Origin of the sequence: Curtobacterium sp. GD1, assembly GCF_020882855.1 — a bacterium.
Classification (GTDB): domain Bacteria; phylum Actinomycetota; class Actinomycetes; order Actinomycetales; family Microbacteriaceae; genus Curtobacterium.
This window is the reverse complement of record NZ_JAFEVQ010000027.1, coordinates 21,108-42,127: the sequence shown is the minus strand read 5'-3', so window position 1 is coordinate 42,127 and position 21,020 is coordinate 21,108. Positions and strand designations below refer to the sequence as shown.

Genomic DNA, 21,020 nt, shown 5'->3' with positions numbered 1-21,020 from the left:
CAGCGTACGTCCGGCACCCGCCGAGTCACTCGCCTCAGGCCTGCCGGACGCAGTCGAGCCGTTCCGGGAGCTTCGTGAAGCCGGCCGCCCGGTAGGTCGCGACGGCGCTGTCGAGGTCGCTCGGGGTGCAGACCCACGCGGTCGACGCTCCCGTCTCGCGGAGCAGTGCCGCACCGGCGACGCAGATCGCGGTCCCGTGTCCCGCACCGCGGTGGGCGGCGTGGACGCCGAGCGGCTCGATGAGTCCGGGACGGCCGCGACCGGCCGACCAGACCGTGATCCCGGCGACCGGTTCTCCGGCGTCGTCCCTGCCGAGCAGACAGCGAGCCTCCGCGAACGGTGCACCGGCGGACATCGCCCTCCAGCGCTCATCGGTGAACGACCCGTTGTCCCAGGCCGAGCGGTGGACCGCCGTGAAGTCGGACGTGTCCGCGCCGTGCACGATCTCGACGTGCAGCGACGACCCGCGTACTCCGATCGGCGCGGCCAGGTCGAGGGACAGCGGCGTCCAGGACTCGCCGGCGCCCCATCCCGCAGCGTGCAGCGCTCCGCGCAGGGCGGTGCCGTCCGGTACCTCGATCGACGCGGGGCCGCTCGGGAGCACGCCGGTGCCGGGGTCGGAGGCGTCGGCCGCCAGGGCGCGCGCGAGGTCCGGGTCCGTCCAGCGCTCGGGGGCCACGGTCATGCGGAGCGTGGTCGGTCCGTCGAGGAAGCCGAAGGCGACGATCTGCCCGTCGACCTCCCAGATGCGCACCGCACGCGCGACCGCGTCCGCCCCCTGGCGCCACGCCCACCCGAGGTCGCCGGGGTGGAGCTGCACGAGTGCGTCGTCGCGCTGCCACGACCGCAGCGCCGCCAGGCCCCGAGTGAGTTCGGACGGCGATGGTGACCGCATGACGGTGTCCACGTCCACGTCACCCGGCCGCCGGGACCTCCGCGCCGAACCGGTCGACGAGCTCGCGCTTGAGCACCTTGCCGCTCGGGCCGAGGGGCAGCGCGTCGAGGACGTGCACCGCCCGGGGGTACTTGTAGGCGGCGATCTCGGCGGCGACGAAGTCGATCAGCTCCTGCGGGGTCGCCGTCGCCTCGGCACGGAGCACCACGGCGGCCTCGATCTCCTGCCCGTGCAGCTCGTGCGGCACACCGAACACCGCGGCCATCGTGACGTCGGGGTGGGTCGCGAGGACCTCCTCCACCTGCCGCGGGTACACGTTGTAGCCGTTGCGGATGATCATGTCCTTCGTCCGGTCGACGATCGTCAGGTAGCCGTCGTCGTCCTTCGTCCCGAGGTCGCCCGTCCGGAACCACCCGTCGACGATCGCGGCCGCGGTGTCCTCGGGACGGTCGAGGTACCCGTTCATGAGGTTGTGCCCGCGGATGACGAGCTCGCCGATCTCGCCGTGGGGCAGCATCACGATCGCGTCGTGCTGCTCCGGGTCGGCGATCTCGACGTCGACGCCCCACACCGGGGTGCCGATCGTGCCGGGGCGCGGCGGCCGTCCGACGTGGTTGAAGGTCGCGACCGGCGAGGTCTCGGTGAGGCCGTAGCCCTCGTGGATCGGCGCGTCGTAGACGTCCTGGAACCGCTCGAGGACCGCCAGGGGCAGCGAGGCGCCGCCGGAGATCGCGTACCGCAGCGTCGGACGGGCGTCGGAACGGGTCGCCGCGTCGAGCAGCGCCATGTACATCGTCGGGACGCCCATGAAGATGCCGCACCCGTGCTCGACCATCGCGGCGAGCGCCGTGTCGCCGTCGAACTTCGGCAGCATGACGATCGTCGCGCCGACCCGGAAGCCGGTGTTCATCGTGCAGGTCTGTCCGAAGGTGTGGAACAGCGGCAGGGCGCCGAGCAGGACGTCCCCGCGGTGCATGTCGAACGTCGTCATCAGGTTCGTGTTGACCTGTTCGAGCAGCGAGAAGTGCGACCCCTCCGCACCCTTGGGCTTGCCGGTGGTGCCGCTCGTGTAGAGGATCGTCGCGGTGTCGAACGGGTGCCGGGGGACGTAGGTGTCGAGCGGTTCCGCCTGCTGCGCGAGCGCTTCGAGTCGGTCCGGGGAGTCGGCCGGGGCGAGCACCGTCACCACGTCGACCTCGGCGAGCTCGGCACCGGCCGCGCCCTCGCCGAGCAGCGGTGCGGCGCAGACGAGCAGCGAGGCGCCGCTGTCGCGCAGGACGTACTCGATCTCGCGTCGCTTGAGCAGCGCGTGCACGGGGACCGCCACGGCGCCGAGCGCGAGGGTCGCGTAGTAGACCCGCGGGAAGTCCTCGACGTTCGGGACGAGCATCGCCACACGGTCGCCCGGTCCCACGCCGCGGGCCCGCAGCGCTCCGGCGTACGCGAGCGTCTGGCTCCAGAGCTCGGCGTAGGTGGTGTGCCGGTCGCCGACGATGACGGCGACGTCGTCCGGGTACCGCGCTGCGGACTCGGCGAGGATCGCTGCGACCGAGGCGGTGGCGCTGGTGTGGTGGGTGGCGGTCATGACCGGTCTCCGTCTCCGTCGACGACTCCGTGGACGACTTCTCGGCCCGATCCTACGGCCGCGGTCGCTTCCGGATCCGGCCCCCGTTCAGGCGGGAGCCCGCACGCCCAGACGCCGCCGGCCCACCACGCCCGACGCCAGCGCGATGCCGAGCAGCACCACGAGTCCCCCGACCGGCTCGTTCCACCGGACGTGCTCGCCGAGGACCAGCACGCCGAGCACCACCCCGACGACCGGCGTCAGGTAGGTGACCGTCGAGGCGCGACCCGCTCCCCACGCCTGCACCAGCCGCGTGTTCCAGGCGTAGGCCAGCCCCGTGCCCACGCAACCGAGCGCGACCATCGCCCCCACGATCCTCCAGTCCAGCCGTACCGGACCCGTGGCGATGACGGGCGCGACCAGCAGGAGCAGTCCGGAGGCCAGCGTCAGCTGCACCGTCGCGAGCGTGACCGGGTCGTACGCGCTGCCGACCGCCACCCGCCGCAGGTACGCGAGGCCGATGCCGTAGCACGCGGTCATCCCGAGCAGCGCGACCTGTCCCGGCACGCTCGCCAGGACCTCCGGGTCCCCGATGACGTTCCACGGACCGACCAGCACCAGGACGCCGACGATCCCGAGCACGATGCCCACGACCTGCCGTCCGCGGAGCCGCTCGGACGGCACGAGCACCGCGAGGGCCGCCAACGTCATGATCGGCGTCGTCGCGTTGTAGATGCTCGCGAGACCGGACGGCACGGTCTGCTCCGCCCACGCCATGAGCGACGACGGCACCGCGTTGAGGAACACCGACACCACGAGCAGGTGTCCCCAGACCCGTGGCTCCCGCGGCCAGCGCCGGCGGGTCGCGAGCAGGACCGCGACGAGCGTGAGCGCGCCGAGGACCGTGCGCACCGTGGCGACCTGCTGCGGTGCGAGCCCGTCGAGCCCGATCTTCGCGAACAGGAAGCTCGAGCCCCAGGTCAGTGCCACGAGGAGGTAGAGGACCGCGTTCATGTCGCCTAGTGTCGACATCCTCGGCGCATGCGGCAAACGCATGTCGCTCATGAACGGATGAGGAAGACGCATGACCGTCTCGGTGCCCCAGCTGCGCGCGTTCGTCGCCACCGTCGACGCCGGCTCCTTCACGGGCGCGGCGTCCGTGCTCGGCGTCGGGCAGTCCGCCGTGTCGCACGCCCTCGCAGGACTCGAGCGCGAGGTGGGCGGTCCGGTGGTCCGGCGCGGGGCAGCCGCGGTCACGACGCCCCTCGGCGACCGTCTGCTGGCCCACGCCCGCAGCGTGCTCGCCTCCGTCGAGGCCCTGGAGGCAGTGGTCCGGCCCGCCACGGCGCGCGGCACCGTGCGCCTCGCCGCCGTCCCCACCGTCTGCCAGGGCCTGCTGCCGCGGCTCCGCGAGCTGTGGGCGGTGACGCTGCCGGACGTCGACGTGCAGGTCTACGAGGGAGACGACGACGAGATGCCCGAGTGGCTCGAGGCCGGCACGGTCGACGCCGCCGTGCTCGTCGACCCGACGCCGGTGCCACCGGGCGGTGTGGTCGTCGCGCAGGACGAGATGGCCGCGGTGGTCCGCCGCGACCACCCGCTCGCCGACCTCCCCGCGCTGACGCTCGACGACCTGCACGAGGACGGGCTCGTCGCGGGCGGTGGCGGGTGCGAGCACCAGATCCAGCGGCTGCACGAACTCGACGGGCAGCCGTTCCGGTACGCCCACCGGGTGCGGGAGATGAGCACCATGTTCGGGATGATCGAGCGGGGCGAGGGCGTGTCCATCGTGCCGACGCTCGGGCGGGTGATGCTGCCGCCGGACCTCGTCATGGTGCCGATGGCCCGGCGGCTCTCACGGACGCTCGTGCTGAGCGGACCGACGTCCCGCGAGTGGCACCCGCTGGCGAGGGCGCTCGTCGACGCGGTCTGACCCGGTGCGGAGGCGACACCGGCAGGATGGGGCGATGGCCGAGACGCACGTGAAGACCTTCGCCTCCTCCGACGAGGCCGCCGCCGAGGCAGCCGGTCTGGACTGGCTCGCCGAGGCCGAACCCGACGGCGGCACCCGGATCGCCCGCGTGCTCGGTCGACCCCGCCCGACGGTCCTCGACCTCGAGCTGATCCCGGACGGTTCGCCGTCGACACGGCAGGCCGAGCGGTTCGGGCGGTCCCTGGCGCACACCCACGCCGCGGGCGCCGAGCACTGGGGCGCGCCGCCCTCCGGCTGGCCGACGGGCACGCCCCTGCGGATGGGACGCTCCCGCACGCCGTTCGTCGCCGCGGCGGACGCACCGGCGACCTGGGGCGAGTTCTTCGCGGAGTACCGGATCCGCGACTTCGTGCGCCGCATCGTCGACGCCGGCGGGTTCGACCACGCCCAGGCAGCCGTGTTCGACCGGGTCGCCGACCGGGTCCAGGACGGGACGCTCGGGTCACCGCAGCCGAAGCTCGTCGGGGACCGGCCGGCGAGGCTGCACGGCGACCTCTGGGCGGGCAACGTGCTCTGGCCGACGGACGCGGACCCGGTCGACGGGACGACGCCCACGGGAGCGGTGCTCATCGACCCCATCGCGCACGGCGGGCACGCCGAGACGGACCTGGCGCTCCTCGGGCTCTTCGGACTCCCCCGGCTCGAGGCCGTGCTCGCCGCCTACGACGCCGAGTCCCCGCTCGCCGCCGGGTGGCAGGAGCGGGTCGAGCTGCACCAGCTCGCGCCGCTGCTCCTGCACGTGTTCCTGTTCGGCGGCTCGTACACGGGGGCGGCCTTGCGCGCGGCGCAGCGGTACGCGTGAACTGCGCGCCGCGCGTCTTAGGGCGCGCATAGCCGACGCAGGGTGACAGTCGGGGAACGCCCGGAATCCTCACTGCCATGACCACGTACCCGATACCCGTGACCGATCGACGCGAGACCGCGCGCACCGACGCGCGGGATCGGCGCCGCAAGCCCGTCGCCCGCCTGTTCCTCGGCGAGCGCGAGGACGCCCGCTGGCTCCGGCCCGCGTTCTGGGCGCTCCTCGCCGTGACCGCCGTGGTGTACCTCTGGGACCTCAGCGTCTCCGGGTACGCGAACAGCTTCTACGCCGCCGCCGTGCAGGCCGGCACGAAGTCGTGGGAGGCGTTCTTCTTCGGCTCCCTCGACTCGTCGAACTTCATCACGGTGGACAAGCCCCCGGCCTCGCTGTGGGTGATGGTGCTGTCCGCCCGGCTGTTCGGCTTCTCGAGCTTCAGCCTCCTGCTCCCCCAGGCCCTCATGGCCGTCGGGTCCGTCGCGCTCGTGTGGGGCACGGTCCGCCGCACGCTCGCCCGGCTCGGGGCCACCACGGCGAACGTCGGCGCGCTGCTCGCGGGCTTCGTCGTCGCGGCGACCCCGGCCGCCGCGCTGATGTTCCGGTTCGACAACCCGGACGCGCTGCTCGTCCTCCTCATGACCGCCGGCGCGTACTGCACCGTGCGGGCGCTCCCGAGGGGCAGCTGGAAGTGGATCGCCCTCGCCGGGGTCGCCCTCGGGTTCGCCTTCCTGACGAAGATGCTGCAGGGCCTGCTCGTCCTGCCGGCCTTCGGCCTGGTCTACCTGTTCGCCGCTCGCACCACCTGGGGCAGGCGCGTCGTCGGCCTGCTCGTCGCCGCCGGGTCCCTCGTCGTCGCCGCCGGCTGGTGGGTGGTCGCCGTGTGGCTGTGGCCCGCCGAGTCCCGCCCCTACATCGGCGGCTCGACGAACAACACCGTGCTCGACCTCGTGTTCGGCTACAACGGCCTCGGTCGGATCTTCGGCGGCTCGGGCAACGGCGGCGGAGGCGGCGGCATGACCGGCGGCACCGCGGGCGGTTCGTTCGGCGGTTCGACGGGTCTGAACCGGCTGTTCTCGTCCGAGATGGGCCTCGAGATCTCGTGGCTCCTGCCCGCCGCACTCATCGCGCTGATCGTCGGCCTGGTCGTCGTCGGCCGCCGTCCCCTGGCCGACCCGGCCCGCGCCGGACTCGTGCTCTGGGGTGGCTGGCTGCTCGTCACCGGACTCGTCTTCTCGTACATGTCCGGCACGATCCACCCGTACTACACGGTCGCGCTGGCCCCGGCGATCGCCGGACTCGTGGGCACCGGCGGCGCGCTGCTCTGGCACGCCCGCGAGCGCTTCACCGGCCGCATCGGTCTGGCCGCCATGATCGGCGTCACGGCCTTCTGGGGCTGGTGCCTGCTCAACGAGAACCCGACGTGGCTGCCCTGGCTCCGCTGGGTGATGCTGGCCGGCGGCCTGCTGTCGGCAGCGCTCGTCGTGATGGGCAGCGTGCCGTCGCTCCGCCGGCTCGTCACGATCGGCGTCCTCGCCGGCACCCTGTTCGGGCTCAGCGGCACCACGGCCTACGCCCTCGCCACGACGACCGTCGCGCACTCCGGTTCGATCCCGAGCGTCGGTCCGGCGGGCAGCAGCTCCGGCGGCATGGGCGGCGGTGGCACGGGTGGCATGCCAGGAGGCGCGGGTGGACCCGGCGGGTCGACCTCCGGTTCCGAGAGCGGCGGCTCCACCTCCGACGATGGCTCCCAGCAGGGTCCAGGCGGGACCCCGCCGGAGGGCATGACCGGCGAGGCGCCCGGCGACTCCGCCGGTGGCACCACCGAGGGCTCGACCGACGGCGCTCCCAGCGGCACCGGGGGTGGCATGGGCGGTGGCGGGTCGACGACCTCGTCGGCGTTGCAGAAGCTCCTCGAGGCGTCCGACGCGAAGTGGGCGGCCGCGGTGAACGGCTCGCAGTCGGCCGCACAGCTCGAACTCGACACCGACACCGCCGTGATGGCGATCGGCGGGTGGTCGAGCGACCCGGCGCCGACGCTCGCCCAGTTCAAGGCGTACGTCGCCGACGGGGACATCGGGTACTACGTCTCCTCCGGCTCCGGTGGCGGCGGGATGGGCGGCGGTTCGTCCACGGCCTCGGCCATCCAGGAGTGGGTCGCGGCGAACTACGAGTCCACGACGGTCGGCGGCCAGACCGTCTACGACCTGAGCAGCACGAAGTGATCGACGACGAGGGCGCGGCGGATAGGCTCGCGGGCGTGACCGGGCAACCGCTGCAGCGCACCGACGGCTCGCCCGTCCGCGCCCTCGTCGTCGACGACGAGCACGCCCTCGCGGACGCCGTCGCACTCGCGTTCGCGGGTGACGGCTGGGAGGTGCGGGCCGTGCACCGCGGGCGCGACGTGCTGTTCGCCGCCCGGGACTTCCGACCCGACGTGGTCGTCCTCGACGTGATGCTGCCGGACATCGACGGGTTCGAGGTGCTCGAACGACTCCGTGACGCCCGGGACGACGTGCGGGTGCTGTTCCTCACGGCGCGGGACGCCCCCGAGGACCGGCTCGCCGGACTCACTGGCGGCGGCGACGACTACCTGACCAAGCCCTTCGGCATCGACGAGCTGCTCGTCCGGGCGCGGATCCTGGCCCGGACGTCGCCCCGGGTCACAGCCGTCGGGAGTCCGACCGAGACGAGCGTCGGCGACCTCCGGCTCGACGAGGACACCAGGACGGTCACGCGCGCCGGTGAACCGATCGACCTCACCCCGACCGAGTACGAGCTGCTGCGGCACCTCGCGCGGAACGCCAACCGCGTGCTCTCCCGGGAGCAACTCCTGGCGAACGTCTGGGGGATGGACTTCGGTACGTCGTCCAACCTCGTGGACATGTACGTCTCGTACCTGCGCAAGAAGCTCGACGCCGGACGCGAGCCGATGCTGCAGACCGTCCGCGGAGCCGGGTACGTGCTCCGGCCGACGACGTGAGCCGACCGCGGACGGCGAGCCGCGCCTCCCGGGCCCGGAACGGAACCGACCGTCGGCGGCGCGTGCCGTCGCTGCGGTGGCGGATCGTGGCGGCCGTGGCGCTCCTGCTCGTCGCGACCAACGTCGTCGTCGGAGCGGTGACGGTCGTCGCGTTCCGCGGGTACCTGGTCGACCGGCTCGACGCGGAACTCGCGACCGCGGCCGAGCGGACCGTCGGCGGACCGGACGGCGAACGGCCACCGCCCCGGTCGACCGGTACCGGCTCCGGCTCGGACCCGGACAACGCGTTCATCGGTGCTCCCGGACAGTCCGCCGGCACCGTCGTCGCGATCCGGCGCGACGGCGCGACCGTCCTCGGCGGGTACACGGACAGCAGCGGTCGGCAGCACGGGCTGTCGTCGGCGCAGGAGGCGACCCTGTCGCGCATCGCCAGCGACGGCGACCCCGTGACGGTCGACCTGGGGAAGCTCGGCACCTACCGGGCCCAGGCCGTCGGCGACGACGGCGACGTCTTCGTGACCGCGCTGCCGCTCGGCGACCTCGACGCCGCCATCGCCCGCCTCCTGCTCGTCATCGGTGTCGTGACGGTCGTCGGGCTGCTCGTCGCGGCCTGGGCGCTGACCCTGCTCGTCCGGCGATCGCTCCGCCCGCTCGAACGGGTGGCGGCCGTGGCGTCCGACGTCACCGAGCTCGACCTGGAGCGCGGCGACACGGACATCCCGGTGCGGGTCTCGGCCGGGGACCTCGCGGCGAACCGCGAGGTCGAGCAGGTCGGCACCGCGCTCAACCGCCTCCTCGGACACGTCGCCCGGGCGCTCACGGTCCGACGCGAGGCCGAGACGGGCATGCGGACGTTCGTCGCCGACGCGTCGCACGAGCTGCGGACCCCGATCGCGACCGTGCGGGCGTACGCCGAGCTCTCGGCGTCGTCGGACGACCCCGACGCGGTGCGCCGCAACGTCGACCGGATCGGGCGCGAGGCGGTGCGGATGGGCGACCTCGTGGAGGAGCTGCTCCTGCTCGCACGGCTCGACGCTGTCGCCCTGGCGTCCGGCCCGGCACCGGCGCGCGAGCCGGTCGACCTGACGTCGATCGTCGTCGAGGCGACGATGGACGCGCGCGCGACCGCACCCGGGCACCGGTGGACGCTGCAGGTGCTGGACGACCACCCGATCGTGGTGTCCGGGGACACGACGCAGCTGCGGCGGGTCGTGACGAACCTGCTGGCGAACGCGCGGACGCACACGCCGGAGGGCACGTCCGTGGTGGTCTCCCTGCAGCGGACCGGCGACGTCGTGCGTCTCGTGGTCACGAACGACGGACCGGTCATCCCCGCCGAGGTGCTCCCGACGCTGTTCGACCGGTTCACCCGCGGCGAGGCGTCCCGGTCCCGCGAGCACGGCACGAGCGGCCTCGGGCTGGCGATCGTCCGGGCCGTCGTGACCGCGCACGACGGGCTCGTCCGGGTCGCCTCGGAGCCGGGGCGGACGGCGTTCACGGTCGATCTGCCGGGTCGGACACCGGACGCCGGCTGACCGGGCCGGTTCGCTCGGGAGCGGCCGAGCAACTAGGTTCGGACGGTGCCCTCACGACTGTCCGCACTCGCCGGTGACCTCCGCATCCGGGCAGGAGTGGCGGCCGTGGTCCTGCTCTGGGCCCTGTACCAGTGCTTCTGGAACATCGGCGGGCCCAACATCACCGGCGACGAGGACATCTACCTCCGCGCCGGGTGGCAGTACGTGCACGGCGCCTTCTCGTTCAACCGCGAGCACCCCCCGACCGCGAAGTACCTGTTCGGTCTCGCGCAGCTCGTCGCTGGGCAGGGGCCGATCGGTCCGCGCGTGCTCGTCGCCCTGCTCACCTTCGGCGTCGGCGTCGCGCTGTACTGGTGGCTGCGGCGCGAGATCGGCTACTGGGGCGCCCTGCTCGCCGCCGCCCTCTGGTGGCTGACGCCGCGCGGTGGTGCCGGTCCGCGCGTCGACCGTCTGGCACTGCTCGACCCGGTGATGACCGCGTTCGCCGTGCTCGCGGTGGCCACGGCGTGGGTGTGGATGCGCGGCGACCGGTGGTGGCTCGCGCCCGTGTCCGGTGCGCTGATGGCCCTGTCGGTGACGTCGAAGGTCTCCACCGTGGTGCTGCTGCCGGTGTTCCTGCTGCTGCCCGTGCTGTTCCGGGCCTGGCGTCGACTGCTCGTCGGCGGCGCGACGTGGGCGGCCGCGTTCGGGCTGGTGTTCGTCGTGTCGTACGTGCCGATGGGGATCCGGTCCGCGATCCGGTACATGATCGAGTTCCAGGAGGGGCAGAACACCACCGGCCACCCGATCACCATCGGCGGCACCGTCTACCGGTTCGCCCCGTGGTGGGCGAACCTGCACTTCATGGAGGCCGGCACGGGGGTGCTGCTGCTCGTCGTCCTCGCGGTCGGGGTCGTCGCGGCGCTGGCGATCCGGGCCGACCGGCTCGTCGCGTACGTCGGCATCGCCCTGGCGCTGCTCGTGGGCTTCTACGTGGTCGTCGCGAAGATCGCGCTGCCCACGTACTACTCGGCGTGGATGCCGTTCCTGCTCGTCCTGGCCGCGATCGGGCTGGCGCGACTGCCGCGTGTGCCGGTGCGGCGGGCGGTCCCGGTCGCGACGGCGCTGTCGCTCGTGCTGGTCGTCTCGCTCGTCGTGCCGTCCGTCCGGCTCAGCCAGGACATCGCACGCCAGCACCCGACGGGCATCGCGCTGCTCGGGGACTACCTCGAGGAACAGCACGTGCCGGACGGCAAGATCCTGTTCGTGTCGGCGACCCCGGGGCTCTTCGTGCCGTACGTCGCCGAGCGCGGCACCACCCGGGCCGACCAGGGGCCGTACGTCGCGATCGTGGTCGGGAACGACCGACGCTTCCCGCCGTCCGGGGCCGTGACGCAGCTGTTCGACTCGGAGCGGTCGCGGTTCTCGGTCGCCGAGGTCGGCGGACTCCAGGTGTGGCTGCCGAAGGACGGGCGGGTCGTCCTGCAGTCGGGGGCGCTCACCGTCCAGGGCTGACCGGCAGCGCGGCTGCCGGTGGGCGTGCGGCCGGCAGCGCGGCTGCTGGTGGGCGTGCGGCTGGCGCGGAAGCCGTCGGTGCCGTCGGTGCCGTCGGTGCCGTGGCACACTGGACGGGAACGGACGGGGGCCCGCATGCCGAACGACTTCGCACGACTGCCGGAGCGGCCGCGCGCCGACGACCTCGTGGTCGAGGTGCCCGCGTTCGAGGACGACCGGCCCCAGCCCGAGCCCGCGCCGCCGGCCGCGGCCCCGGAGCTCGTCGCGGCGACCGAGTTCGCCCGGACGTCGCACGCGCCGGCCACGATCCGGCGGACGCAGGTGCGCGCCGGGGTCTGGATCGCGGGCGTCCCCATCGCGGTGCTCGTGGTCATCGCGGCCGTGCAGGTGCTGTTCGCGCGCTGACCCGCTGCGCGCTGTCCGCTCCGCGCTGCACGGCCACGGGTGCGCGCTGTTCGCTCCGTGCTGTCCGGCCACGGGTGCGCGCTCCGACGACGACTGCTCGTGGTCCACCGTGCGCAGTCGTCGTCGGGCTGCGCGGTGGCCGCACGCGCGTTCTTAGACGCGGCACAGCAGGCTGCTGCGGTCCCCGTATGCCCGGTCCCGAGCATGTGCGGTATGACGGAGACGAACCACACCCTCGACATCGACATCGACATCGTCGTCCCCTGCTACAACGAGCAGGACACGCTCGCCGCCCACGTCCGCCGCTTGCACACCTTCTGCCGGACGTCGCTCCGGAACACCTGGCGCATCACGATCGCGGACAACGCCTCGACCGACGACACCGCACGCATCGCCGACGACCTCGCCGCGATGCTGCCGGACGTGCACGCGGTGCACCTGCCCGAGAAGGGCCGGGGCCGTGCGCTCAAGGCCGTCTGGGCAGCGTCGCCGGCCACCGTGCTGGTCTACGTCGACGAGGACCTCTCCACCGACCTCGCCGCGCTCGAACCCCTGGTCGCCCCGCTGCTGTCCGGGCACTCGGACGTGGCGATCGGCACCCGGTTGGCGGGCTCGTCACGTGTGGTGCGCGGCGGGAAGCGCGAGTTCATCTCCCGCTCGTACAACCTGCTGCTCCGCACCACGATGGGGGTGTCCTTCTCGGACGCGCAGTGCGGCTTCAAGGCGATCACCCGGCAGGCCGCGGAACACGTCCTGCCCCTGTGCGAGGACGACGCGTGGTTCTTCGACACCGAGCTGCTCGTGCTGGCCGAGCACGCCGGACTGCGGATCCACGAGGTCCCGGTCGACTGGGTGGACGACGTGAATTCGTCGGTGCACATCGCCTCGACCGCGACCGAGGACCTCAAGGGGATGTGGCGGGTCTCCCGCGGGCTCGCGACCGGACGGGTGCCGATCGGTGCGGTGTACGACGCCATCGGCCGCCGTCCGTTCACGCCGCCGCACGTCGGGATCGTCGGGCAGGTGCTGCGCTTCGGGGCGATCGGCGTGCTGTCGACGATCGCGTTCGCCGTGCTCTACGCCCTGTTCCGCCCGGCGATCGGTGCCCAGACGGCGGACTTCCTGGCGCTCCTGGTCACCGCGATCGGCAACACGGCACTCAACCGACGCTTCACGTTCGGGGTGCGGGGACGTGCCGGCGCAGGGCGGCACCACGTGCAGGGGCTGGTGGTGTTCGGGATCGCGTGGGCGATCACGTCCGGGTCGCTGGTGATCCTGCACTCGGCGGCACCGGGATCGTCGCACGGTGCGGAGATCGTGGTGCTCACGGCTGCGAACCTCGTGGCGACGCTGGTCCGCTTCGTCCTGTTCAAGGCGTGGGTGTTCCGGTCGCGGCGTCGTCCGGAGCTCATCCGCCCGGGCACGACCCCGGCGGCGGACGCGAGCACGGCGGCGACCGAGCCGATCGCGGTCGACGAGCGCCACGCCGCCTGACGCCGGCGGCCGGTCCGCGGCCGGCCGCTCGTTCGCACAACCGAAGTCACTCCGCGCCACGGGGATCCGCGGCGCGGAGTGACTTTCGTTGTGCGGAAGCGAACCGCGCCGCGCCCCGGCCGCACCCGCGCCGCACACCCCCGCCGCGCCCGCGCCGCGCACCCCGGCCCCGCGGTGTTGCGCGGGCGGTATACCGCGCCGTAGCATCGCCTCACCGCACCACAACCCCACAGGGCCCGACTGCCACCATCGGTCTGCCCGCGGCGAGCGCTCCACTGATGCAGCCTGGCCGTCCGCTGCCGGCAACGCCCCACTGGACCTGCACACGTGAACCCCTCCTCCTTCGGTCTCTACGACCCTGCCCGCGAATCGAGCGACTGCGGCGTCGGTTTCATCACCCGACTCGACGGGACGCCGAGCCACGACGTCATCCGCAAGGGCGACGAAGCGCTGTGCGCCATCCCCCACCGCGGCGGCAAGTCCGCCGAGGGTGTCGGTGACGGCGCGGGCGTGAGCATCGACCTGTCGGTCGAGTTCTTCAGCGCGATCACCGGCGAGGAGCTCCGCGCGGGCCACTTCGGCGTCGCGAACTGCTTCGTGCCGAGCGGCACTGGCCCGGCTGCGGACGCCGAGCGCGCCCGTGCGCAGCAGACCGTCACGGAGACCATCGAGCAGCAGGGCTTCGAGCTCCTGCTCGTCCGTGACGTCCCGGTGGACCACTCCGTCGCGCGCCCCGAGGCCGAGCAGTACCAGCTGCCGATCGTGCAGTGGGTTTTCCGCGCCCCCGAGGCGTGGACCCGCGCCGAGGTCGACGCCGCCGCCAACCGCGCCCTCCTCGCGATCGAGGCGGTGTCGTACGGCCAGGCCGCCGCCGACCGCGCCGAGCACGCCGCCCTGTACCCGCTGTCGCTCAGCGCCCGGACCCAGATCCTCAAGGGGCGGCTGAACTCCGGCGAGGTCATCGGCTACTTCACCGACCTGCGTGACCCGCGCCACTCGGTCCGGACGCTCTACTTCCACACCCGGTTCTCGACGAACACCGAGCCGCACCCGACGATGGCGCAGCCGTTCCGTCTGATGGCGCACAACGGCGAGCTGAACACCGACCGGAAGAACCGGCTGTCCGACGAGGCCCTCGCCCGTGCACGGACCCGCAGCATCGTCCGCCCGCCCGGCCAGTCCGACTCGAGCCGCCTCGACCAGACCCTGCAGAGCCGGGTGTTCGACGACGGCCTCGAGATCGTCGAGGCCGTGGTCTCGCTCATGCCCCCGGCGTGGGAGAACGACCGCACCCTGACCCCGGCGGTGCGGGACATGCTCGAGTTCTTCTCGCTCTACGAGGAGAAGAACGACGGCCCGGCCGCCGTGATCTTCAGCGACGGCGACGTGGTCGGCGCCCGGCTCGACCGACTGGGCCTGCGCCCGCTGCGCTCGGTGCAGACCGCCGAGTACCTGATGGTGTCGTCCGAGGCCGGTCAGGTCGAGTTCGAGCCGGAGGACGTCGTGCACCGCGGCCGCATCGAGGCGGGCGGCATGCTCGTCGTCGACCACCGCACCGGCACGCTCATGCGCACGCGCGAGGTGCTCGAGATGCTCGCTGCGCAGAAGCCGTACGGGACGCTCCTCGACGCCGCGCGCGTCAACCTGGACGACGTCCCGGCGCCGGAGTACCAGCGCACGACGACCACGCTCGGCTACGAGGGCGACCTGTCGCTCGCGGGCCGCTACGTGGCGTACTCGCTGAACCAGGAGAGCTTCCGGTTCATGCTCGACCCGATGCTGCAGAACGGCTCGGAGCGGATCTCGGCGATGGGCTACGGCAACGCCATCAACGCCCTGAGCGACACCGAGGGCGGCATGGCGAAGTACTTCTCACAGCGCTTCGCCCAGGTGACGAACCCGCCGCTCGACTCGATCCGCGAGGCCGACGGCATGTCGATGCGCGTCGCCCTCGGCGCGAAGCCCGACGGGACGGGTTCGGCGACGCGACAGCTCGTCGTCGAGTCCCCGATCCTCGGGCACCTCGACATGGTGCGCCTGCGCGAGCAGGACATCGTGCCGCTCGAGCGCTTCGACATGCTCTACGTGCCGGTGCTCGGCGACGAGCAGGCGAACGCCGACGCGGTCCGCACCGCGACCGAGCACCTCGCCGACGCCGTCGCCGCCTTCGCCGAGCGCACCGGCGGCATCGCCGTGCTCACCGACCGCAACGTGTCGTCGACGCACGCGCCCCTCCCCGTCATCCTCGCCGTCGCCGCCGTCAACCAACGACTCATCGAGACCGGCCTGCGGCTGCGGATCTCCGTCGTCGCCGAGTCCGGTCAGCTGCCATCGTCACACCACGTGGCGACGGCGCTCGGCTTCGGCGCCGCAGCGGTGTACAGCCTCTCCGCACGTCTCCGTGCGGAGGAGAAGTACCCCGCAGCGCCCGCCCCGGCCGGCGAACTGACCGCGACCGACCTCGCCCTCAAGCGCTTCCGGAAGGCGGCCGAGAAGGCCCTCGCGAAGACGATGGGCCGCGTCGGGCTCTGCACGGCCGAGAGCTACATCGGCGGCGAGTTCTTCGAGCCGAACTACCTCGACACCCGCGACGACCTGCTCGCCCGGGTCTTCCCGCACATGCAGGCCCCGGTCGGCGGCGTCGGGTTCGCCCGCATCGCGCAGGCCGCGACGGACTGGCACGAGCGCGCCCGCACGGTCGAGTCCGAGGGCCAGGTGCCCATGCTCGGCCTCTTCAAGGAGCGCTCGGACGGTGCCGGGCACTCGTTCGGCGTCGCGAGCGTGCGCGGCTTCGGCGGCATGACCGAGGAGCGTCCGGCCTTCGAGCGCTCCGGCGACTCCGAGGCGCTGCGGCTCCTCACGCTCGGCCAGCTCGACGACGCGTTCGGCATCACCGACACCGCCTACCGCAACACGGGCTACGACCGGCTGAGCGACGCCGAGATCGACGCGCACCGGATCACCCCGGGCTACGTCACGTTCCTGCAGACGACGCACGACGAGCGCTCGCGCCGTCCCGCGGCCCTCCGCGACGTCCTCGCGCTGCCCGCGGACGTCACCGGTATCGACACGGCAGAGGACTTCGCCCGCGAGCTCGGCCGCTTCTCGACCACCGGCAACGCGAGCGTCACGGTGCGCGGACTCTCCGGCTCGCGTCCGGCCGACGACGGGGACCTTCCAGGAGGCACGGCTCGCTTCCGCCTCGAGCTCACGTCGACGGGGACCACGGGTGCACTGCGCCACGCGGCCCTCGCGGACGGCCTCGCGCTGCTGCACCCCGGCCAGGTCGACGTCGACTCCGTCGACGACACCCAGGTGACGCTCCGCGCCACCGGCTCCGCCGTCGAGCTGCTCGCACTGCTCGACCACGCCCCGGCGAGCGTCGCGCTCGACGAGGTCCAGCCGGCGCACGAGATCACCCGGACCCTGGCGTCCGGCGCGATGAGCCACGGCGCGCTCGTCGCGACCGCGCACGAGGCGGTGGCGCACGGCACGAACATGGTCGGCGGCATGTCGAACAGCGGTGAGGGCGGCGAGCACCACTCCCGCTACGGCACGATCCGCGGCTCGCGCATCAAGCAGTTCGCCTCGGGACGGTTCGGCATCTGGGCGGGCTACCTCGCCGACCCGATGCTCGAGGAGCTCGAGATCAAGATCGGCCAGGGCGCGAAGCCGGGCGAGGGCGGCCAGCTGCCCGCGCCGAAGGTCACGGTGGACATCGCCGCGGCCCGTGGTGGCACCCCCGGCGTCGAGCTCATCTCGCCGCCGCCGCACCACGACACGTACTCGATCGAGGACCTCGCGCAGCTCATCCACGACTGCAAGGCCGCCCGGGTCCGGGTGATCGTGAAGCTCGTGTCCTCCGAGGGCATCGGCACCATCGCGGTCGGCGTCGCCAAGGCCGGCGCGGACGTCATCAACGTCGCGGGCAACACCGGTGGCACGGGCGCCGCGGCCGTCACGAGCCTGAAGTACGCCGGCCGCTCGGCGGAGATCGGCGTCGCCGAGGTCCACCAGGCGCTCGTCGCGAACGGCCTCCGCCAGAAGGTCACGCTCCGCTGCTCGGGCGCGCACCAGACCGGTTCCGACGTGGTCACGAGCGCGCTGCTCGGCGGCGACAGCTTCGAGTTCGGCACGACCGCGCTCATGATGCTCGGCTGCGTGATGGCGAAGAACTGCAACGTGAAGTGCCCGGCTGGCCTCACCACGAACGCCGAGGCGTTCGAGGGCGACCCCCGTGCGCTCGCGCAGTACCTGCTCAACATCGCCCACGACGTGCGGCAGATCCTCGCGCGCCTCGGCCTGCGCTCCCTGCGCGAAGCCCGCGGTCGCACCGACCTGCTGCAGCTCCTCGACCACCCGGCGAGCGTCGGGCGCCTCGACGTCCGGGCGCTCCTCGCGCAGGTCCCCGAGAAGCTGGTCGAGGACCCGGAGTACCTCGAGAAGGACTTCCACACCGACGACGCGCTGCTCGAGCGGGTCCGCACGGCCCTCGTCGACCACGAGCAGGCGCACGTGCTCGTGCACGGCGTGCTGCTCGGCAACAGCGACAAGTCCGTCGGCGGCCAGCTCGGCATCGACGTGGAGCGCCTGCTCAACCACGAGCTGCGCGACTCCGACCTGTCCGGGCACCCGGCGATCACCACGGACGACCGCGGACGCCGCCGGCTCGTCGACGGCGCGGTCACGATCCGCACGCTCGGGTCGGCCGGGCAGTCGTACGGCGTGTTCAACAACGACGGCATCGTGCTCGAGCACACCGGCACCGCGAACGACGGCGTCGGCAAGAGCCAGAGCGGTGGCCGGATCATCGTCCGCGCCCCCGGTGGCGGCAGTGCCGGACAGGGCGGCAACGTCCTCGTCGGCAACTTCGCGCTGTTCGGGGCGACCGGCGGCCGCACCTTCGTCGAGGGCGAGGCCGGCGACCGGTTCGCCGTGCGCAACTCCGGCGCGACGGCCGTGGTCGAAGGCGTCGGGGACTTCGGCTGCGAGTACATGACGGGCGGTGCCGTGTTCAACCTCGGCACCTTCGGCAAGGGCCTCGGCAACGGCATGTCCGGCGGGTTCCTCTACCAGTACGACCCCTCCGGCGAGGTCACCGAGCGCGCGAGCACCGACTCGCTCCTCGTGTTCCCGGTCACCGACACCGAGCGCGGGGCCTTCCACGAGGCAGCGGCGCGCCTTCTGCTCGAGTGGCACCTCGAGGCGACGGGCTCGGCGCTGGCCGAGCGTCTGCTCGCCGAGTGGGAGACCACCCGCCAGCACGTCTTCGTCGGCATGCCCCGGGCGCTCCTGCTCACCCAGGACGCCGGCGAGATCCTGGCCGCGGCGAGCCGGAACGAGCTGCTCGACGAGCTGGCGACCTCGATCGCGACGGACAAGCTCCGCGCGTTCAAGGTCGACTACCGCGACCAGCGCGCCGTCCTCGGCGGCCGTGCCCCGTCGCTCGGCGACCAGGGCGACGACATGTTCTCGCTCCTGTCCTCGTACACGGTGCTCGGCGTCGCCCAGGACCTCGCGCTCGAGCGGGTCCCCGGCGCGGCCGGCCCGAACGACCCCCGGGTGACCGAGGCGGTCAAGAACCTCATCCTCACCGAGGACTTCTTCGTGAAGCAGCGCGTCGTGAAGTACCTGCGCGGCACGCTGGACCGCTTCGCGGACGACGAGCTCGCGACCCTCATCGCGATCAAGCGCCTCGACGACTACAAGCGCGCGCTCACGCAGCGGAACAACCGCAGCATGGACGCGCCGGGCACCACCGGGTGGATCATGCACCAGAACGCCAAGAACGACGGCCGCGTCCGCGAGGCCCGATTCGACGAGCTGCTCGCGAACGCAGCGCTCGAGGACATCGCCCGCCGTGCACCGCAGGCGCCGACCGAGGCGGTGTCCGCGTGAGCCTGCTCCCCCCGACCGGATCGCTGATCCCGGTCGACGCACCGTTCTCGCAGGCCCAGGAGTCCTGGCTCGCCGGGTTCATCGCCGGCATCGCCGCCGCGGGCAAGCGGGCCTCCGGCGGCGCCCCGACGACGACGATCGACGTGCTGTTCGGCACGCAGACCGGCAACGCGGAGTTCCTCGCCGACGAGCTGGTCGCCGGCGCGAAGGCCCGCGGGCTCGGCGGTCGTGCCACCGCGCTCGACGCCGTCACGCCGGAGCAGCTCGCCGGGATGTCCCACGTGCTCGTGGTCACCTCGACGTACGGCGAGGGCGAGATGCCCGACAACGCCGGACTGTTCTGGGACGCGATCCAGGCGACCACCGTGCCGCGGCTCGAGGGACTGCAGTACGCCGTCCTCGGGCTCGGCGACACGAGCTACGACGAGTTCTGCCAGGCCGGCAAGCTCCTCGACACCCGGTTCGAGCAGCTCGGCGCCACCCGCATCCACGACCGCGTCGACTGCGACGTGGACTACGAGGACCCGGCCGCGCTCTGGACGGCGGCGGTGCTCGACCGTCTGGCGGCGGAGGCGGGCGTGCAGCCCGGCGCGACCACGGCGGTGGCGGCGACCGGTGCGACGACCGCGGCCGGCGGGGCGGGCGCGAGCCGTGCCTCCAGGCCCGGTGCCCAGTGGAACAAGCGCAACCCGTACCCGTCGACGCTGGTCGAGAACCGGCTGCTCTCCTCGCCGCGCAGCGCGAAGGAGATCCGGCACTACGAGTTCGACCTCGGCGACTCCGGGATCGAGTACTCGGCGGGCGACGCGCTCGCGGTCGTGCCGGTCAACGACGAGGTGTTCGTCGGCGAGCTGCTCGAGCAGGTCGGCGCGAACGGCTCCGAGACGCTCGACGGCCGCCCGGTCACCGAGGTCCTGCGGACCGACCGTGAGATCCGGACGCCCTCGAAGGACCTCATCGCGGACCTCGTCCAGCGCGCACCGTCGTCGGAGCTCGCCGCCGTCGTCTCGCACGGTGACAAGCACGAGCTCGACCGCTGGCTGTGGGGTCGCGACGTGCTCGACCTGCTCCGCGACGCCGGACCCGCGGCACCCGGACTCGACGAGCTCCTGCCGAACCTCCGACCGCTGCAGGCGCGCCAGTACTCGATCTCGTCGAGCCCGCTCGCGCACCCGGACCGCATCCACCTGACGATCGCGTCCGTCCGGTACGGGGACCCGCACCGCATGTACGCCGGCGTCGCGTCGACGTTCCTCGCCGACCGGGTCGCCCCCGACGGCACCGTGGACGTCTACCTGCAGCCGAACGCGTCGTTCGGGGTACCAGCCGACCCGTCCGCGCCGATGATCATGGTCGGCCCGGGGACCGGCATCGCACCGTTCCGCGGGTTCCTGCACGAGCGTGCGGTCTCCGGGGCGACGGGCCGGAACTGGCTGTTCTTCGGCGACCAGCACCGCGACACCGACTTCGTCTACGAGGACGAACTCACCGAGCTGCAGGAGCAGGGCGTCCTGGACCGCCTCGACCTGGCGTTCTCGCGCGACCAGGCCGAGAAGGTCTACGTGCAGACCCGGATGCTCGAACAGGCCCCGGAGCTCTACTCGTGGCTCGAGGACGGCGGACACCTGTACGTGTGCGGCGACGCCTCACGGATGGCGAAGGACGTCGAGCAGGCGCTCCTGGCCGTCATCGGGAGCCAGCGGGGCAAGGGCGAGGACGACGCACAGGCGTACCTCGCCGACATGCGGCGCGGCAAGCGGTACGTCCGCGACGTGTACTGAGCGGCGCGCGCGGCCGGCGAGCGGCGCGCGCGGCCGGTGCCACGCCCGTCGCCCCGGTGCGGAACCCGAATCCACGACCGGGGCGACGGCGAGGGGGCGCATTGGGCCGGGAGGCCCCTGATCCGGGACTCCTCGCACGTCGCGTGGTTCCCCCCTCCGACCGCGGAGCCACCGTCACCGGC

Annotated in this window: 13 protein-coding genes; 10 read left to right on the top strand and 3 right to left on the bottom strand. The window is 72.9% G+C overall.

What is annotated here, in order from left to right; all coding sequences use genetic code 11:
• Positions 1-34: 34 nt before the first annotated feature.
• The 3 genes from JSX79_RS14345 to JSX79_RS14335 all read right to left on the bottom strand — a co-directional run bounded on the left by JSX79_RS14345 (position 35) and on the right by JSX79_RS14335 (position 3,473).
• Entirely contained in the window at positions 35-895 is an 861-nt protein-coding gene (locus tag JSX79_RS14345) for an N-acetyltransferase (protein WP_229086773.1), read from the bottom strand.
• A 19-nt stretch (positions 896-914) separates the two neighbouring features.
• Entirely contained in the window at positions 915-2,480 is a 1,566-nt protein-coding gene (locus JSX79_RS14340) for a long-chain fatty acid--CoA ligase (protein ID WP_229086772.1), read from the bottom strand.
• 87 nt (positions 2,481-2,567) lie between these two features.
• Positions 2,568-3,473 carry a DMT family transporter gene (locus tag JSX79_RS14335; protein ID WP_229086771.1) on the bottom strand — a complete coding sequence of 302 codons (906 nt, stop codon included), beginning with the start codon at positions 3,471-3,473 and terminating at the stop codon, positions 2,568-2,570.
• Between the two features lie 70 nt (positions 3,474-3,543).
• On the opposite strand from JSX79_RS14335, the gene JSX79_RS14330 reads away from it, so the two are divergent.
• The 10 genes from JSX79_RS14330 to JSX79_RS14285 all read left to right on the top strand — a co-directional run bounded on the left by JSX79_RS14330 (position 3,544) and on the right by JSX79_RS14285 (position 20,838).
• The gene (locus JSX79_RS14330; RefSeq protein ID WP_070418066.1) at positions 3,544-4,392 is read left to right on the top strand and encodes a LysR family transcriptional regulator; all 849 of its coding nucleotides are present in this window, start codon (positions 3,544-3,546) and stop codon (positions 4,390-4,392) included.
• A 34-nt stretch (positions 4,393-4,426) separates the two neighbouring features.
• Positions 4,427-5,254, top strand: coding sequence for a fructosamine kinase family protein (locus JSX79_RS14325; RefSeq protein WP_229086770.1), 828 nt, complete (start codon positions 4,427-4,429; stop codon positions 5,252-5,254).
• 98 nt (positions 5,255-5,352) lie between these two features.
• A complete protein-coding gene (locus tag JSX79_RS14320; protein WP_229086769.1) occupies positions 5,353-7,473 on the top strand; it encodes a glycosyltransferase family 39 protein in 2,121 nt (706 codons plus the stop codon).
• A 35-nt stretch (positions 7,474-7,508) separates the two neighbouring features.
• Positions 7,509-8,231, top strand: a complete 723-nt coding sequence (locus tag JSX79_RS14315) for a response regulator transcription factor (RefSeq protein WP_308061390.1) — start codon at positions 7,509-7,511, stop codon at positions 8,229-8,231.
• A 62-nt stretch (positions 8,232-8,293) separates the two neighbouring features.
• Positions 8,294-9,766 carry a cell wall metabolism sensor histidine kinase WalK gene (locus JSX79_RS14310; protein WP_229086768.1) on the top strand — a complete coding sequence of 491 codons (1,473 nt, stop codon included), beginning with the start codon at positions 8,294-8,296 and terminating at the stop codon, positions 9,764-9,766.
• 45 nt (positions 9,767-9,811) lie between these two features.
• A complete protein-coding gene (locus tag JSX79_RS14305; protein ID WP_229086767.1) occupies positions 9,812-11,260 on the top strand; it encodes a glycosyltransferase family 39 protein in 1,449 nt (482 codons plus the stop codon).
• Positions 11,261-11,395: 135 nt separating this feature from the next.
• Positions 11,396-11,665 carry a hypothetical protein gene (locus JSX79_RS14300; RefSeq protein WP_156794844.1) on the top strand — a complete coding sequence of 90 codons (270 nt, stop codon included), beginning with the start codon at positions 11,396-11,398 and terminating at the stop codon, positions 11,663-11,665.
• Positions 11,666-11,869: 204 nt separating this feature from the next.
• Complete coding sequence (locus JSX79_RS14295) at positions 11,870-13,159, top strand: bifunctional glycosyltransferase family 2/GtrA family protein (RefSeq protein WP_229086766.1); 1,290 nt, start codon at positions 11,870-11,872, stop codon at positions 13,157-13,159.
• 327 nt (positions 13,160-13,486) lie between these two features.
• Positions 13,487-19,057 (top strand): glutamate synthase-related protein, encoded by a 5,571-nt coding sequence (locus tag JSX79_RS14290; RefSeq protein ID WP_229086765.1) that lies wholly within the window; start codon positions 13,487-13,489, stop codon positions 19,055-19,057.
• Complete coding sequence (locus JSX79_RS14285; RefSeq protein WP_071296100.1) at positions 19,054-20,838, top strand: sulfite reductase subunit alpha; 1,785 nt, start codon at positions 19,054-19,056, stop codon at positions 20,836-20,838. The genes JSX79_RS14290 and JSX79_RS14285 overlap by 4 nt, the downstream gene beginning before the upstream one ends.
• Positions 20,839-21,020: the final 182 nt, after the last annotated feature.